Source organism: Streptomyces sp. Root1304, from assembly GCF_001426405.1.
Lineage (GTDB): Bacteria > Actinomycetota > Actinomycetes > Streptomycetales > Streptomycetaceae > Streptomyces.
In genome coordinates, this window is sequence record NZ_LMEP01000028.1 from 1 (window position 1) to 14,248 (window position 14,248).

Consider the following 14,248-nt stretch of genomic DNA (forward strand, 5'->3'; position numbering starts at 1 on the left):
GCCCGGAAAACGACCGGAAATACAAAGCGCTTCCGTGCGACCTGCGGCCGACGGGAGACGCTCGAAGATTTTTCGGGTACCAAAACTGCAACTGAGTTCGACAGTAGCATGTCGCCGCAGCCCGTGTGCGTCGAATATTTCCCCCTGTGTGTCGCTGGCAAAAACTCTCTCCGCGATGGCAGTTAAAATCTCAGGCCGCGAACACAGGTATTCATTCCTTCGAAAGTGGCGTTCAGGAAGCAAGGCGGTCAACCGGCTGCGGCGTCGGCGGGTCATCGCAACGTGCGTCTGCGGGTCGGAGTCCGGGGAGTCCTACCCGCAGCTCACAGGGGCGATGCGGTGGTGAGCCCGCGTCGGCCTCCTCCGGTCCACCGCCTTCTGGGAGGGCGTATTCGCACGGCGAGGGACGGTGGCGCCACCCAGGTCGTCGCGGTCGCATCTTGCGACGGCGAAGGGCCCGCCCCGAAGGGGCCCATTCACCAGTTGGGCACGAGGAGGGCACGAGTCAGGCCCGACAGGTCTAGATCACGACGAAGGCCCAGGTCGCTGACCTGGGCCTTCGCTCAAGAGCGGATGACGGGAATCGAACCCGCGCCATGAGCGTGGGAGAGCGCATCGATGAGGCACGTCGGCCGCCTTGCCGATCTCCTGCGACACGCCCCATGCCGTGCTGGCTGATGATCTCGGCGTCCCCGCGTCGCGTCCCCGCGTTCTCGGGCTGGACCTCGCACGCAAGGTGGGTCACCAGTACCGGGCGGCGCCTTGACGCCGCTCGCGCGGGTCTCATGGCGGCGGTCGTCACAACGGCCCCAGCGCATTCACTCCGCCGAGGCCGCCCTTCCGGATCGCCACACGTGAGCGTGCTCGATCCGTCTCCAATTCTACGACTGAGGGTCGGGGCGAGCCAGGAGGGCGAGTGGGCCATCGGGGAGACCGGCTCAGCCGCGTTCTCTGAAGGCGATCATGCAGACCGCGGTCGAGGACGATCTGATCCGGCGGAACCCCTGCTCCATCCGCGGGGCAGGCCGCGAGGACGCGGACGAGCGGCCCGTGGCCTCCATCGAGCAGGTCTTCGCCCTCGCCGAGGCCATCGGGATCCGCTGGCGGCTGATGGTCCTGCTCGGTGCCTTCGCCTCCATGCGTCCGGAGGAGCTGGCCGAACTGCGCCGCGCGGACGTCGACCTCGACACCGGGGCGGTACGGGTGCGGCGGGCCGCTCCGGAGCTGAACACCGGTCGCCGTGTGATCGGGGACCCCAAGTCCCGGGCGGGCAAACGGGAGATCATGCTTCCCGGCTTCGTCCTCCTGGACGTCCGCCGGCACCTGGAGTGGTTCGCGCAGGACGGGCCCGACGGCCTTGTCTTCGTGGGGGAGAGGGGCGCGGCCCTGCGCGGCACCACCTTCGGCCGCAAATGGCGCAAGGCCCGCGACGCGGTCGGCATGCCGAAGGAGTTCCGCTTCTACGACCTCCGGCACACCGGCAACACGCTCGCCGCCGACACCGGCGCCAAGCTGAAGGATCTGATGGTCCGAGCGGGCCAGTCGTCCGAGCGGGCACAGCTGATCTACCAGCACTCCACCAAGGCGCACCAGCGCAAGCTCGCCGACGCCATCGACGCCGATGTGCGCCGTCAGCGCACGGCGGTTCGGGGCCCTGGGTGGGGGCGCAGCCGCCGCTGTCCACAGGTTCCCGGTTCCGCCCGCGGGTTCCGGTGGAGCTGCGCGGGTGAGGCGACAGGCCCAGGTGGAGGTCCGGAGTGGACCCCCACCTGCTGCTTCCCAGCCTGCTAGAAGGGAGGCTCAGAAGCGGTTCCGGCCTTCGCGGGTTCCGCTGCCTCGATCAGCTTGTTGGTCAGCTCGACGGTGGCGAGGTACCACCAGAAGACCCAGTCGAGGAAGGCGTCGTTGTAGTTGGCGAGCTGGTCCGCCCGCCGGTGACGCAGGTCGAATCTGTTGGCGATTTCGAACAGGGCCCCGTCGTCGGGCTTTCCGAGGTCTTCGCGAATCAGGGCACGGCGTTCCTCCAGGATGCCGACGGCGGCAACGATGGCCGACCGCTTGCTCTCCAGAGATGCGTCGCGGGCGCGGAAGAGTGCGACGGCGTGCCGGACACGGTCGGTGACGGCGGGAGGGCTGTCGTTGAGGACGCGGTGCACCAGCTGACGACGCGCGTCGTCGGTCACGGCGACGAGCCGTCCCAGGTCCTCACCTTCAGCGGCGAGCTCGTACTCGATTCCGGCTTTGCGCAGTAGCTCGTTGATCTTCGCGCGGTAGAGGATTCGGGCAGGTCCGTTGTGGAATTCTGAGTGGTGCCACCCGCACCCGCCGCAGGAGTGGAAGCTCCGGAGCCGGGGACGGCTGACGAGGTCGTGGAAGACCTCGATCAGACCGTAGAAGGTGTCCTCGTCCCAGGTGGTCGGGGTCAGGGGCCACAGGTCTGGAATGCCCAGGCGCCGTTCGATCAGCGCGGAGGCCTCGGGCAGGTCGTCCGGCCCGTCGACGCACTCCTCGCCGAACTGCTCGACCAGGTAGTCGTTGCCCACGAAATCGGCAACGATCCGTGCGAAGTCGCGGCGGACATCTCGGGCTGTGCTCCCGTCGGCAGACAAGCCGCGTCCCTGTCGCTGAGGCCAGTAAGGCCGGGGCGCGAGCGCGGGCCGGATCTCCGAAGCGCGACTGATGAGTTCCGAGAACCAGTCCTCTCGCGTTCCCGTCCTGGACCGGCTTTCCCTCGTGGTCCCCCAGGGGTCACGGAAAGCATCGACCTCGCGGAAGTCCGTCACGGCTGTTGATCCGACCAGCGCCTCGGTCAGGAGCCACTCCGCGCGGTCCTCCCACGGAGAGCCGGCGTCCTCAGGATGCCTTCCCCTTCCGATTCGCCGGCCTGCAGGAGCGATCCTTCGGTTCACGAAGCCGAGCCAGATCAATCTCACCCAGGTTCGCCATTCCCGATGACGCGCGGTCTGGATCGGCCGCTGCCCTGATGCCGCATGAGGTCCCTATGGCACATGAATGGCACGCGGCCCCCGGTAGGTCTGGACAACAACGAAGCCCCAGGTCGCTGACCTGGGGCTTCGTGGAAGAGCGGATGACGGGAATCGAACCCGCGCTATAAGCTTGGGAAGCTCATGTTCTACCATTAAACTACATCCGCACAGCGGCCGGATGATCCCTGCCGCATCGTTGCACACTGTACCCCATGGTCCACTTGAGGCGAAGCTCATGCCTTTTCGTGTGCGGAGTGCCGTCTGGAGGGTGTCCCCTTCATCCCCTAATGTGGCTGCTCGTCCACCGCATGTGTAGGGGAAGGGACTTGATGGGTTCGATGGAGCGCACCGTCGTCCGTTGTGCCGAGGGGCACGTGTTCAGTACCGCTTCGTTCCCGCTTCAGCAGCTCGGGGCCGGGCGGATCGGGCCAGGGCGGCTCATCCGGTGTCCGCGGTGTGCGCGGCTGCGGCACGCGGTGCCGGTGGAGGCCGGACGGCGCTGAGCCGTGAGGCGCCGGGGCGCGGGCGTCTGCCGATCGGGGCAGGTCCGCGCCCTCTTCGTATCGTGCGTATCGTGGGGGCGTGCTTCTCTCAGACAAGGACATCCGGGCCGAGATCGATGCCGGACGGGTGCGCATCGACCCGTACGACGAATCCATGGTGCAGCCCTCGAGCATCGACGTGAGGCTTGACCGCTTCTTCCGGGTGTTCGAGAACCACCGCCACCCCCACATCGACCCCGCCGTCGAGCAGCTGGACCTGACCCGTGAGGTCGAGCCGGAGGGGGACGAGGCGTTCATCCTCCACCCCGGCGAGTTCGTGCTCGCCTCGACCTACGAGGTCATCACCCTTCCGGACGACATCGCGTCGCGCCTCGAGGGGAAGAGTTCCCTGGGGCGGCTCGGGCTGGTCACGCACTCGACCGCCGGGTTCATCGACCCCGGTTTCTCGGGGCACGTGACCCTGGAGCTGTCGAACCTCGCGACCCTGCCGATCAAGCTGTGGCCGGGTATGAAGATCGGGCAGCTCTGCATGTTCCGGCTCAGCTCGCCCGCCGAGTTCCCGTACGGGAGCGAGCGGTACGGCTCCCGGTACCAGGGCCAGCGGGGGCCGACGGCCTCCCGCTCGTTCATGAACTTCCATCGGACCCAGGTGTGAGGCGGTCGCAGGCATGAGTGAAGTACGCGAGAACCTGACGTACGAGGGTTTCGGGCGCGCCGTCCGCGAGCTGGCGCAGGCCGTCGCCGACGACGGTTACGAGCCGGACGTCGTGCTGTCGATCGCCCGCGGCGGTGTCTTCGTCGCCGGCGGCCTGGCCTACGCGCTGGACTGCAAGAACATCCACCTCGTGAACGTGGAGTTCTACACCGGGGTCGGTACGACCCTGGAGATGCCGGTCATGCTCGCGCCCGTCCCCAACACGATCGACTTCAGCGACAAGAAGGTGCTGATCGCCGACGACGTCGCCGACACGGGCAAGACCCTCAAGCTCGTCCACGACTTCTGCGTCGACCACGTCGCCGAGGTCCGTTCGGCCGTCATCTACGAGAAGTCGCACTCCCTCGTGAAGTGCGAGTACGTGTGGAAGAAGACCGACGAGTGGATCAACTTCCCCTGGTCGGTCGAGCCGCCCGTCGTCAAGCGTGAGGGCCAGATCCTCGACGCCTGAGCCGCACCCCGCGTCACACGGAAGGCCCCCACCGTCGCCGGTGGGGGCCTTCTCGCATCTCGTGCCACGCGATACGTCGTTACAGCGTGCCCAGCTTGATCAGGCTCAGCAGCGCCACCAGCTGGATCGCCGACGCGCCCAGCGCCTTCGGCCACGGCAGGTCGTGCGAGCGGCTGACCATCACGGTGAAGAGCGCTCCGGCCGCCAGCCACGTCAGCCAGCCCAGGACCTGGACCAGGCCGTTCTCGCCGCCCAGGAAGACCGCGAAGACCAGCCGGGGCGCGTCCGTCATCGACATGATCAGCATCGACAGGCCCACGGTCGGCTGCCAGGCCCCGTCGCCGCCCAGCTGGCGGGCGAGGGTGTGGGTGACCGCGCCCAGGATGAGCCCACCGAGGACGAAGCCCGCGGCCGTCATCAGCACGTAGGGGATCGCCGTCGACAGGGTCGCGTTGATCACCTCTTCGCGGGCCCGGTCGAAGCCGAAGATCGCGAGGAGCCCGTAGAGGAACGTGACGATCAGCGCCGGGCCCCAGACGGCGTGGTCCCGCATCCGCAGGAAGGTGTCCGCCGGACGCAGCACGATGCCGCTCAGGAGGGCCTTCCAGGGGAGCCGGGGGCCCGTGGGTACGGGGGCGGGCGCCGGCCCGGCCTGGCCGTAGGGGTCGTCGACGCTGAACATCTGGGTGTGGCCCGGGTTGTTCGCCGTGGACGCGTGCGGGTGCTGCGGCTGCCCGTAGGGGTCGCCGAAGTACTCGGGCTCGCCGTAGGGCTGCCCGCCCTGCTGCCCGCCGTACTGCTGTCCGCCGCCCTGGCGCCCACCCTGTTGCCCGTACGGGGCCGGGCCCCTGTCCGGGCCCTGCTGGGGCCACTGCTGCTGCGGGTGCGGCGGCGGGGCCGCGTTGTACCCGTACGGCGCCTGCTGCGGTTGTTGTTGCGGGGGGCGGTTGTCCCGGCCGCGTCCGTTCCTGAATCCAGCCACGTCGTCGAACGTACCCGCTTCCGCCGTGCGCGCGCTCCCCGGACCGGGCCTTGCCACTGAGCTGTGACATCCCCTAGGGGGTGTCCTGGAGGGGTCCCGGGGGTCGGGGGAGGGGCGTTCCCGGGGGCGTACGGGAAAGGGCCGCCCCGCGCATCACGCGGGGCGGCCCTTCTCTGCTGAGGCTCTGCTCAGGTTCCGTTCGGGCTCAGACCGCCGGTTCCGGCTCCTCCGAGGGCTCCGGCTCCGGGTCGACCGGGGTCTTCACCGATTCCAGGAGCAGCTGCGCCACGTCCACGACGGTGACGGACTCCTTCGCCTTGCCCTCGTTCTTCTTGCCGTTGACCGAGTCGGTCAGCATGACCAGGCAGAACGGGCAGGCGGTGGAGACGATGTCCGGGTTGAGGGACAGGGCCTCGTCGACGCGCTCGTTGTTGATGCGCTTGCCGATCCGCTCCTCCATCCACATCCGGGCACCACCGGCGCCGCAGCAGAAGCCGCGCTCCTTGTGGCGGTGCATCTCCTGCTGGCGCAGGCCGGGGACGGCGGACATGATCTCGCGCGGCGGCGTGTACACCTTGTTGTGACGGCCCAGGTAGCAGGGGTCGTGGTAGGTGATCAGGCCGTCGACCGGGGTCACCGGGACCAGCTTGCCCTCGTCGATGAGGTGCTGGAGCAGCTGGGTGTGGTGGATGACCTCGTACTCGCCGCCGAGCTGCGGGTACTCGTTGGCGATGGTGTTGAAGCAGTGCGGGCAGGTCGAGACGATCCGCTTCGCCGACTTCGGCTTCTTCGTCGACTCGTCCTCGTCGTCCTCGCCGAACGCCATGTTCAGCATCGCGACGTTCTCGGCCGCGAGCTGCTGGAACAGCGGCTCGTTGCCCAGACGGCGGGGGGAGTCACCGGTGCACTTCTCGTCGCCGCCCATGATCGCGAACTTGACGCCCGCCATGTGCAGCAGCTCCGCGAAGGCCTTGGTGGTCTTCTTGGCCCGGTCCTCCAGGGCGCCGGCGCAGCCGACCCAGTAGAGGTAGTCGAACTCGGAGAGGTCCTCCGCGTCCTTGCCGATGATCGGGACCTCGAAGTCGACCTCCTTGGTCCACTCGACGCGCTGCTTCTTCGCCAGGCCCCAGGGGTTGCCCTTCTTCTCCAGGTTCTTGAGCATCGTGCCCGCCTCGGACGGGAACGCGCTCTCGATCATCACCTGGTAGCGGCGCATGTCGACGATGTGGTCGATGTGCTCGATGTCGACCGGGCACTGCTCGACGCAGGCGCCGCAGGTGGTGCAGGACCACAGGACGTCGGGGTCGATGACGCCGTTCTCCTCGGCGGTGCCGATGAGGGGGCGCTCGGCCTCGGCGATCGCCGACGCGGGGACGTCCTTGAGCTGCTCCGGCGTGGCCTTCTCGTTGCCCTCCATGTCCTTGCCGCCGCCCGCGAGCAGGTACGGCGCCTTGGCGTGCGCGTGGTCGCGCAGCGACATGATGAGGAGCTTGGGGGAGAGGGGCTTGCCGGTGTTCCAGGCGGGGCACTGCGACTGGCAGCGGCCGCACTCGGTGCAGGTGGAGAAGTCGAGGATGCCCTTCCAGGAGAACTGCTCGACCTGGGAGACACCGAAGACGGCGTCCTCGGCCGGGTCCTCCCAGTCGATCTCCTGGCCGCCCGTGGACATCGGCTGGAGCGCGCCGAGGGCGGTGGAGCCGTCGGCGTTGCGCTTGAACCAGATGTTCGGGAAGCCGAGGAAGCGGTGCCAGGCGACGCCCATGTTGGTGTTGAGCGAGACCGTGATCATCCAGGTGAAGGACGTGACGATCTTGAGGCAGGCGAAGCCGTAGGTGAGGTACTGGATCGTGCTCAGGTCCAGGCCGTCGAGCAGCGCGATCAGCGGGTACGAGGCGAAGAAGCCCGGCTCCCAGCTGGTCACGTGGTGCTGGACGCCTTCGAGGGCGCGGAGCGTCATGATGCAGACGCCGACGATCAGGATGACGGCCTCGACGAAGTAGGCCTGGCCGGTCTTGGAGCCCGCGAAGCGGGACTTGCGGCCGGCCTTGGTCGGCTTGCTGAGCTGCCGGATCACGATGAGGGTCACGATGCCGAGGACCGTCATCAGGCCGAGGAACTCGGTGAAGATCTCGTACGGCAGCCAGTCGCCGATGATCGGGATCAGCCAGTCGGCCTGGAAGAGCTGGCCGAAGGCGTTGACGATCGTCAGGAGCAGCGAGAAGAAGCCCACCGCCACGAACCAGTGCGCGAAGCCGACGATGCCCCAGCGGTTCATCCGGGTGTGGCCGAGGAATTCCTTGACCAGCGTGATGGTGCGCTGCTTGGGGTCTCCGGTGCGCGTGCCGGCCGGTACGGGCTGACCGAGCCGCACGAAGCGGTAGATCTGCACGGTGGCGCGGCCGAACAGCGCGACGGCCACCACCGTGATGGCGATCGACACGATGATCGCGGCGAGTTGCATGACGGGCTCCTCGGGCGGGCCTACTAAGCGGTAACTTATTGAGTTCCCGCTGAGATTACCCGGTCGCGGCGCCGCGCTGTAGCGGCGCTCGCGGTGATATGTGTCGCTCAGGCAAACCTATCCGCGCGACACGGGCGAAACCGTCCGCGTGACCCGGGGAAACCTTGCCGCGCGACGCCTGCGGACTGCTGGAAGCGTACGCGCCAGGATCGTCAGATCCATCCCCAGCCAGTGGTGGTCCACGTAGTGGAGGTCGAGCAGCTCGCGCTCCTCCCACGGCAGGTCCGAGCGGCCGCTGATCTGCCACGGCCCGGTCAGCCCCGGGCGTACGGAGAGCCGGCGGCGGCCCTCGCCCGCGCACTCGCGGTGGCCCGGGGTCAGCGGACACGGTCCGACCAGCGACATCCGGCCCCCGACCACGTGCAGCAGCAGGGGCAGCGCGGCCAGCGGCCCCTTCGTGCGGAAGGTCAGCATCGTGAAGGGCCGGCCCTCCAGGCCCGCCACGGTGCGGCGGCGCAGGACCGCGCCGCTGCCGCTGAGGGTGACGGAGAGGGCGGTGCCGGCGATCAGCGGCGAGAGGACGAGGAGCAGGAGCATCCCGCCCGCCAGGTCGAACGCGCGCTTCGCCGTCATGCGGTCACACCCTCCGGCGGGAATCCTGGGATATGTCCGGACTCTCTCATGCGAACCTGGACGAAGGGGAGCGACGCGCGCTGAAGGCGCCTCCGTGAGCGCCCTGGCGGGTGAAGAGTTGAGTCGACTCGACTCAGGTCTGTTGACGTACTTCCGTTCGTCATGCATCCTTGAGTCAGTTCCACTCAAGTACGTCAGCTGGAGGAATCGAAATGGCACGTGCGGTCGGCATCGACCTGGGCACGACTAACTCCGTCGTCAGCGTTCTCGAAGGCGGCGAGCCCACCGTCATCACCAACGCCGAGGGCGCCAGGACCACGCCGTCCGTCGTCGCCTTCGCGAAGAACGGCGAGGTGCTCGTCGGCGAGGTGGCCAAGCGTCAGGCCGTCACCAACGTCGACAGGACCATCCGGTCGGTCAAGCGCCACATGGGCACCGACTGGAAGATCGAGATCGACGGCAAGAACTTCAACCCGCAGCAGATGAGCGCCTTCATCCTGCAGAAGCTGAAGCGCGACGCCGAGGCCTACCTGGGCGAGAAGGTCGTCGACGCGGTCATCACCGTCCCGGCGTACTTCAACGACTCCGAGCGCCAGGCGACCAAGGAGGCCGGTGAGATCGCGGGCCTCAACGTCCTGCGCATCGTCAACGAGCCGACCGCCGCGGCCCTCGCGTACGGCCTCGACAAGGACGACCAGACGATCCTCGTCTTCGACCTCGGTGGCGGCACCTTCGACGTGTCCCTCCTGGAGATCGGCGACGGCGTCGTCGAGGTGAAGGCCACCAACGGTGACAACCACCTCGGTGGTGACGACTGGGACCAGCGCGTCGTCGACTACCTGGTGACGCAGTTCCAGAACGGCCACGGCGTCGACCTGGCCAAGGACAAGATGGCTCTCCAGCGTCTCCGCGAGGCCGCGGAGAAGGCGAAGATCGAGCTGTCGTCCTCGACCGAGACGTCGATCAACCTGCCCTACATCACGGCTTCCGCCGAGGGCCCGCTGCACCTGGACGAGAAGCTCACGCGCGCCCAGTTCCAGCAGCTGACCTCGGACCTGCTCGACCGCTGCAAGGTGCCGTTCCACAACGTCATCAAGGACGCGGGCATCAACCTCTCCGAGATCGACCACGTCGTTCTCGTCGGTGGTTCGACCCGTATGCCGGCCGTCGCGGAGCTCGTCAAGGAGCTGACCGGCGGTCAGGACGCCAACAAGGGCGTCAACCCGGACGAGGTCGTCGCCATCGGCGCCGCGCTCCAGGCCGGTGTCCTCAAGGGCGAGGTCAAGGACGTCCTGCTCCTCGACGTGACCCCGCTGTCCCTCGGCATCGAGACCAAGGGAGGGATCATGACCAAGCTCATCGAGCGCAACACCACGATCCCGACCAAGCGGTCCGAGATCTTCACGACGGCCGAGGACAACCAGCCGTCCGTCCAGATCCAGGTCTACCAGGGCGAGCGCGAGATCGCGGCGTACAACAAGAAGCTCGGCATGTTCGAGCTGACCGGTCTGCCGCCGGCCCCGCGTGGCGTCCCGCAGATCGAGGTCGCCTTCGACATCGACGCCAACGGCATCATGCACGTGACCGCGAAGGACCTGGGCACGGGCAAGGAGCAGAAGATGACCGTCACCGGCGGCTCCTCGCTGCCGAAGGACGAGGTCGACCGGATGCGCCAGGAGGCCGAGCAGTACGCGGACGAGGACCACCGTCGCCGCGAGGCCGCCGAGTCCCGCAACCAGGGCGAGCAGCTCGTCTACCAGACGGAGAAGTTCCTCAAGGACAACGAGGACAAGGTCCCCGGTGACGTCAAGGCCGAGGTCGAGGCCGCGCTCGTCGAGCTGAAGGAGAAGCTCAAGGGCGAGGACACCGCCGAGATCCGTACGGCCACCGAGAAGGTCGCGGCCGTCTCCCAGAAGCTCGGCCAGGCGATGTACGCCGACGCCCAGGGCGCGCAGGCCGCGGGCGGCGACGCCGGCGCCGGCCAGCAGGCCCCGGCCGACGACGACGTCGTCGACGCCGAGATCGTCGACGAGGACAAGCCGAAGGGTGGCGCTGCCTGATGTCGAAGGAGACCCCGGGCTTCGAGGAGGAGCCCGACGTCCCCGCCGACGGCACGCCCGAGGAGACCGAGGCCGCCGCCTCCGCCGACAAGGCGGAGGGGGCGGCCCCGGCCGGGGACGCTACCGACGTAGCCCTTCTGGCGCAGCTGGACCAGACCCGTACCGCGCTCGACGAGCGCACCGCGGATCTCCAGCGGCTCCAGGCCGAGTACCAGAACTACCGCCGCCGTGTGGAGCGGGACCGGGTCACGGTCAAGGAGATCGCCGTCGCGAGCCTCCTGACCGAGCTGCTGCCCGTGCTCGACGACATCGGCCGGGCCCGGGACCACGGCGAGCTCGTGGGCGGGTTCAAGTCGGTGGCCGAGTCGACGGAGACCGTCGTCGCCAAGATGGGCCTCCAGCAGTTCGGCAAGGAGGGCGAGCCCTTCGACCCGACGATCCACGAGGCCCTGATGCACTCGTACGCGCCGGACGTCACCGAGACGACCTGCGTGGCGATCCTGCAGCCGGGGTACCGGATCGGCGAGCGGACCATCCGGCCCGCCCGCGTGGCCGTCGCCGAGCCCCAGCCGGGGGCGCAGGCGAAGGCGGACGAGTCGGAGGACCCCGACACGTCCGAGAAGGACAGCGAGTAACAGCCGTAGACCGAGTGACAGCCGTGACCGGAGCAGTCCGGAAGGAGGGACGTCGATGAGCACGAAGGACTTCGTCGAGAAGGACTACTACAAGGTTCTCGGCGTCCCCAAGGACGCCACCGAGGCCGAGATCAAGAAGGCGTACCGGAAGCTCGCCCGCGAGAACCACCCGGACGCCAACAAGAACGACGCCAAGGCCGAGGAGCGCTTCAAGGAGATCTCCGAGGCGAACGACATCCTCGGCGACCCCAAGAAGCGCAAGGAGTACGACGAGGCCCGCGCGCTCTTCGGGAACGGCGGCTTCCGGTCGCCCGGCGGCCCCGGCGGAGGCTCGTTCAACTTCGACCTGGGCGACCTCTTCGGGGGCGCCCAGGGCGGAGCGGGCGGCTTCGGCGGAGGCGGTGGCGGCGGTGGCATCGGGGACGTCTTCGGCGGCCTGTTCAACCGTGGCGCCGGCGGGGGCACCCGTACCCAGCCGCGGCGCGGCCAGGACATCGAGTCCGAGGTGACGCTCAGCTTCACCGAGGCCATCGAGGGCGCGACCGTACCGCTGCGGATGTCCAGCCAGCAGCCGTGCACGGCGTGTTCGGGGACCGGCGACAAGAACGGCACCCCCCGGGTGTGCCCGACCTGTGTCGGCACCGGGCAGGTCTCGCGCGGCAGCGGCGGCGGCTTCTCGCTGACCGACCCCTGCGTGGACTGCAAGGGCCGCGGCCTGATCGCCGAGAACCCCTGCGAGGTCTGCAAGGGCAGCGGCCGGGCCAAGTCCTCCCGAACCATGCAGGTCCGCATCCCGGCGGGCGTCAGCGACAACCAGAAGATCCGTCTGCGGGGCAAGGGAGCGCCGGGCGAGCGCGGCGGGCAGAACGGCGACCTCTACGTCGTCGTGCACGTCGACACCCACCCGGTCTTCGGCCGCAAGGACGACAACCTCACCGTCACCGTGCCGGTCTCCTTCACGGAGGCGGCGCTCGGCGGCGAGGTGAAGGTGCCGACCCTCGGCGGCCCCGCGGTCACGCTCAAGCTGCCCGCGGGCACCCCGAACGGCCGGACCATGCGCGCCCGGGGCAAGGGCGCGGTCCGCAAGGACGGCACCCGCGGCGACCTCCTCGTGACGGTCGAGGTCGCGGTGCCGAAGGAGCTGGACGACAAGGCACGCGATGCCCTGGAGACCTACCGCGAGGCGACCGCCTCGGAGGACCCCCGGGCGGAGCTGTTCCAGGCCGCGAAGGGAGCGTGACCCGGTGGACGGGCGCCGACGCAATCCGTACGAACTGACCGACGAGTCGCCGGTGTACGTCATCTCGGTGGCGGCCCAGCTCTCCGGTCTGCACCCGCAGACCCTGCGGCAGTACGACCGTCTCGGTCTGGTCTCCCCGGACCGTACGGCCGGCCGCGGCCGGCGCTACTCGGCCCGTGACATCGAGCTGCTCCGTCAGGTGCAGCAGCTGTCGCAGGACGAGGGCATCAACCTGGCCGGGATCAAGCGCATCATCGAACTGGAGAACCAGGTCGCGGCCCTGCAGAGCCGGATCGCGGAGCTGTCGGCGGCCGTCGACGGCGCGGCGGCGGCGATGCGGCAGCGCGAGGCCCAGGTGCACGCCTCCTACCGGCGCGATCTGGTGCCGTACCAGGACGTGCAGCAGGCGAGCGCGCTGGTGGTCTGGCGCCCCAAGCGCGCCGAGTAGCACGGACACACGCGGGAGGCCCCTTCCACAGGCTGTGGAGGGGGCCTCCCGCGTTGCCGTACGGCTCGGGCGTCCTACTTCTCCGGCGCCCGGTCGAGGATGCCCGACTGGGCGATGAGGTAGCCGAGCTGGGCCCGGCTGCCGCTGCCGAGGGTGGCGGCGAGCTTGGCGATGTGGGCGCGGCAGGTGCGGACGTTCATGCCGAGGCGGCGGGCGATGGCCTCGTCGACATGGCCCTCGACGAGGAGTTTGGCGATGGAGCGCTGGACGCCGCCGATGCCGTCCACGGAGGGGCTGTAGGGGATCTCCTCCTCCCAGGGCACGCCGTGCAGCCAGAACTGGTCGAAGACGCCGACGAGGTACTGGACGAGGCCCTCGTGGCGCAGTTCCAGGGCGACCTGGCGGTCGCTGCGCGCGGGCACGAAGGCGACCTTGCGGTCGACGATGATCAGCCGGTCGACGATCTCTTCCAGGGTGCGCAGTTCGAGCCCGTAGGGGGCGACGCGTTCGACGTAGGCGAGGGTGGCGGGGTGGTGCCGGGCCGTGTGCTGGTAGAGGGTGCGCATCCGGACGCCGCGGTCCAGGAGCGGTTCCATGCGGCGCAGCGCGGCTTCCAGGGTCTCGGGGCGGCGGCCGCTGCCGGGCTGGATGGTGAGGAGTTCGACCGTGCACTCGTTGATGACCCGGTCGAGGGTGGCGTTGATGACGCTGAGGCCTTCGAGGACGGTGATGGCCTGGGCGCCGGAGGGATCCTGCGTGTGGATGGCCATGAACGGCTCGAACGCGTCGGCCAGCGCGATGGCGTGCTGCCGGCGGACCTGTATCTCCTGCTCGATGGGATGCACGAGCTGGTTCAGGGCGATCGAGGGCGGCACGGGGTGCAGCCACTCGCTGTCGTCCGGGTCCGGGTGGAGGAGGGACAGTTCCTTGAGGCAGGGGGCCGCTTCGGCGTCCGCGCGGGCTATGCGGCCGGTGCGGAGCGCACTCGCATAGAGCTCCTTGCCCACGTCGCATAGTTCACCGTGACTGTGCTTATGACCGGACTCGTCGCATTCTCGCCTCATTTGCACCCCCCTCAGGGTCATGAATTACAGGAACATGATGCCCGGGTTGGCTGGTGAAAAGGGTCGGGA

The 14,248-nt window shown here is 68.7% G+C and carries 12 protein-coding genes, 1 tRNA gene and 1 pseudogene; 7 read left to right on the forward strand and 7 right to left on the reverse strand.

Annotated elements, in window-relative coordinates:
- On the reverse strand, positions 1-276 hold a 276-nt coding region (locus ASD33_RS35955), incomplete at its 3' end, for a hypothetical protein (protein ID WP_206780093.1).
- A 669-nt stretch (positions 277-945) separates the two neighbouring features.
- Between ASD33_RS35955 and ASD33_RS32415 the strand changes: the two are divergent.
- Positions 946-1,791, forward strand: a pseudogene (locus ASD33_RS32415) (site-specific integrase); the annotation flags it as partial.
- Here ASD33_RS32415 and ASD33_RS32420 read toward each other — a convergent pair.
- On the reverse strand, positions 1,788-2,897 hold the full coding sequence (locus ASD33_RS32420) for a hypothetical protein (RefSeq protein ID WP_056569643.1): 1,110 nt from the start codon (positions 2,895-2,897) through the stop codon (positions 1,788-1,790). The pseudogene ASD33_RS32415 and the gene ASD33_RS32420 overlap by 4 nt on opposite strands.
- A gap of 186 nt (positions 2,898-3,083) precedes the next feature.
- Positions 3,084-3,154 (reverse strand) — tRNA-Gly (locus tag ASD33_RS32425).
- Positions 3,155-3,569: 415 nt separating this feature from the next.
- Here ASD33_RS32425 and dcd point away from each other — a divergent pair.
- On the forward strand, positions 3,570-4,145 hold the full coding sequence (dcd, locus tag ASD33_RS32435; RefSeq protein WP_030209939.1) for a dCTP deaminase: 576 nt from the start codon (positions 3,570-3,572) through the stop codon (positions 4,143-4,145).
- A 13-nt stretch (positions 4,146-4,158) separates the two neighbouring features.
- Positions 4,159-4,656 carry a phosphoribosyltransferase gene (locus ASD33_RS32440; protein ID WP_056569024.1) on the forward strand — a complete coding sequence of 166 codons (498 nt, stop codon included), beginning with the start codon at positions 4,159-4,161 and terminating at the stop codon, positions 4,654-4,656.
- 79 nt (positions 4,657-4,735) lie between these two features.
- On the opposite strand, the gene ASD33_RS32445 is transcribed toward ASD33_RS32440, so the two are convergent.
- The 3 genes from ASD33_RS32445 to ASD33_RS32455 all read right to left on the reverse strand — a co-directional run bounded on the left by ASD33_RS32445 (position 4,736) and on the right by ASD33_RS32455 (position 8,732).
- On the reverse strand, positions 4,736-5,638 hold the full coding sequence (locus ASD33_RS32445) for a Yip1 family protein (RefSeq protein WP_056569027.1): 903 nt from the start codon (positions 5,636-5,638) through the stop codon (positions 4,736-4,738).
- A gap of 205 nt (positions 5,639-5,843) precedes the next feature.
- Entirely contained in the window at positions 5,844-8,099 is a 2,256-nt protein-coding gene (locus tag ASD33_RS32450) for a (Fe-S)-binding protein (RefSeq protein ID WP_056569031.1), read from the reverse strand.
- Between the two features lie 117 nt (positions 8,100-8,216).
- Positions 8,217-8,732, reverse strand: coding sequence for a sugar transferase (locus tag ASD33_RS32455; RefSeq protein ID WP_056569034.1), 516 nt, complete (start codon positions 8,730-8,732; stop codon positions 8,217-8,219).
- 212 nt (positions 8,733-8,944) lie between these two features.
- Here ASD33_RS32455 and dnaK point away from each other — a divergent pair, with 212 nt between their 5' ends.
- From dnaK to ASD33_RS32475, 4 genes are read left to right on the forward strand one after another with little or no spacing between them, the layout of a single operon-like run.
- Complete coding sequence (dnaK, locus tag ASD33_RS32460; RefSeq protein WP_056569038.1) at positions 8,945-10,792, forward strand: molecular chaperone DnaK; 1,848 nt, start codon at positions 8,945-8,947, stop codon at positions 10,790-10,792.
- Positions 10,792-11,427: a nucleotide exchange factor GrpE gene (grpE, locus tag ASD33_RS32465; protein WP_056569041.1), complete on the forward strand. Its 636-nt coding sequence runs from the start codon at positions 10,792-10,794 to the stop codon at positions 11,425-11,427. Before dnaK ends, grpE begins: the two co-directional genes overlap by 1 nt.
- 55 nt (positions 11,428-11,482) lie before the next feature.
- The gene (gene dnaJ / locus ASD33_RS32470) at positions 11,483-12,667 is read left to right on the forward strand and encodes a molecular chaperone DnaJ (RefSeq protein WP_056569044.1); all 1,185 of its coding nucleotides are present in this window, start codon (positions 11,483-11,485) and stop codon (positions 12,665-12,667) included.
- A 4-nt stretch (positions 12,668-12,671) separates the two neighbouring features.
- Positions 12,672-13,115: a helix-turn-helix domain-containing protein gene (locus ASD33_RS32475; protein ID WP_056569047.1), complete on the forward strand. Its 444-nt coding sequence runs from the start codon at positions 12,672-12,674 to the stop codon at positions 13,113-13,115.
- A 74-nt stretch (positions 13,116-13,189) separates the two neighbouring features.
- On the opposite strand, the gene ASD33_RS32480 is transcribed toward ASD33_RS32475, so the two are convergent.
- Positions 13,190-14,200: a helix-turn-helix transcriptional regulator gene (locus ASD33_RS32480; protein WP_199863636.1), complete on the reverse strand. Its 1,011-nt coding sequence runs from the start codon at positions 14,198-14,200 to the stop codon at positions 13,190-13,192.
- Positions 14,201-14,248: the final 48 nt, after the last annotated feature.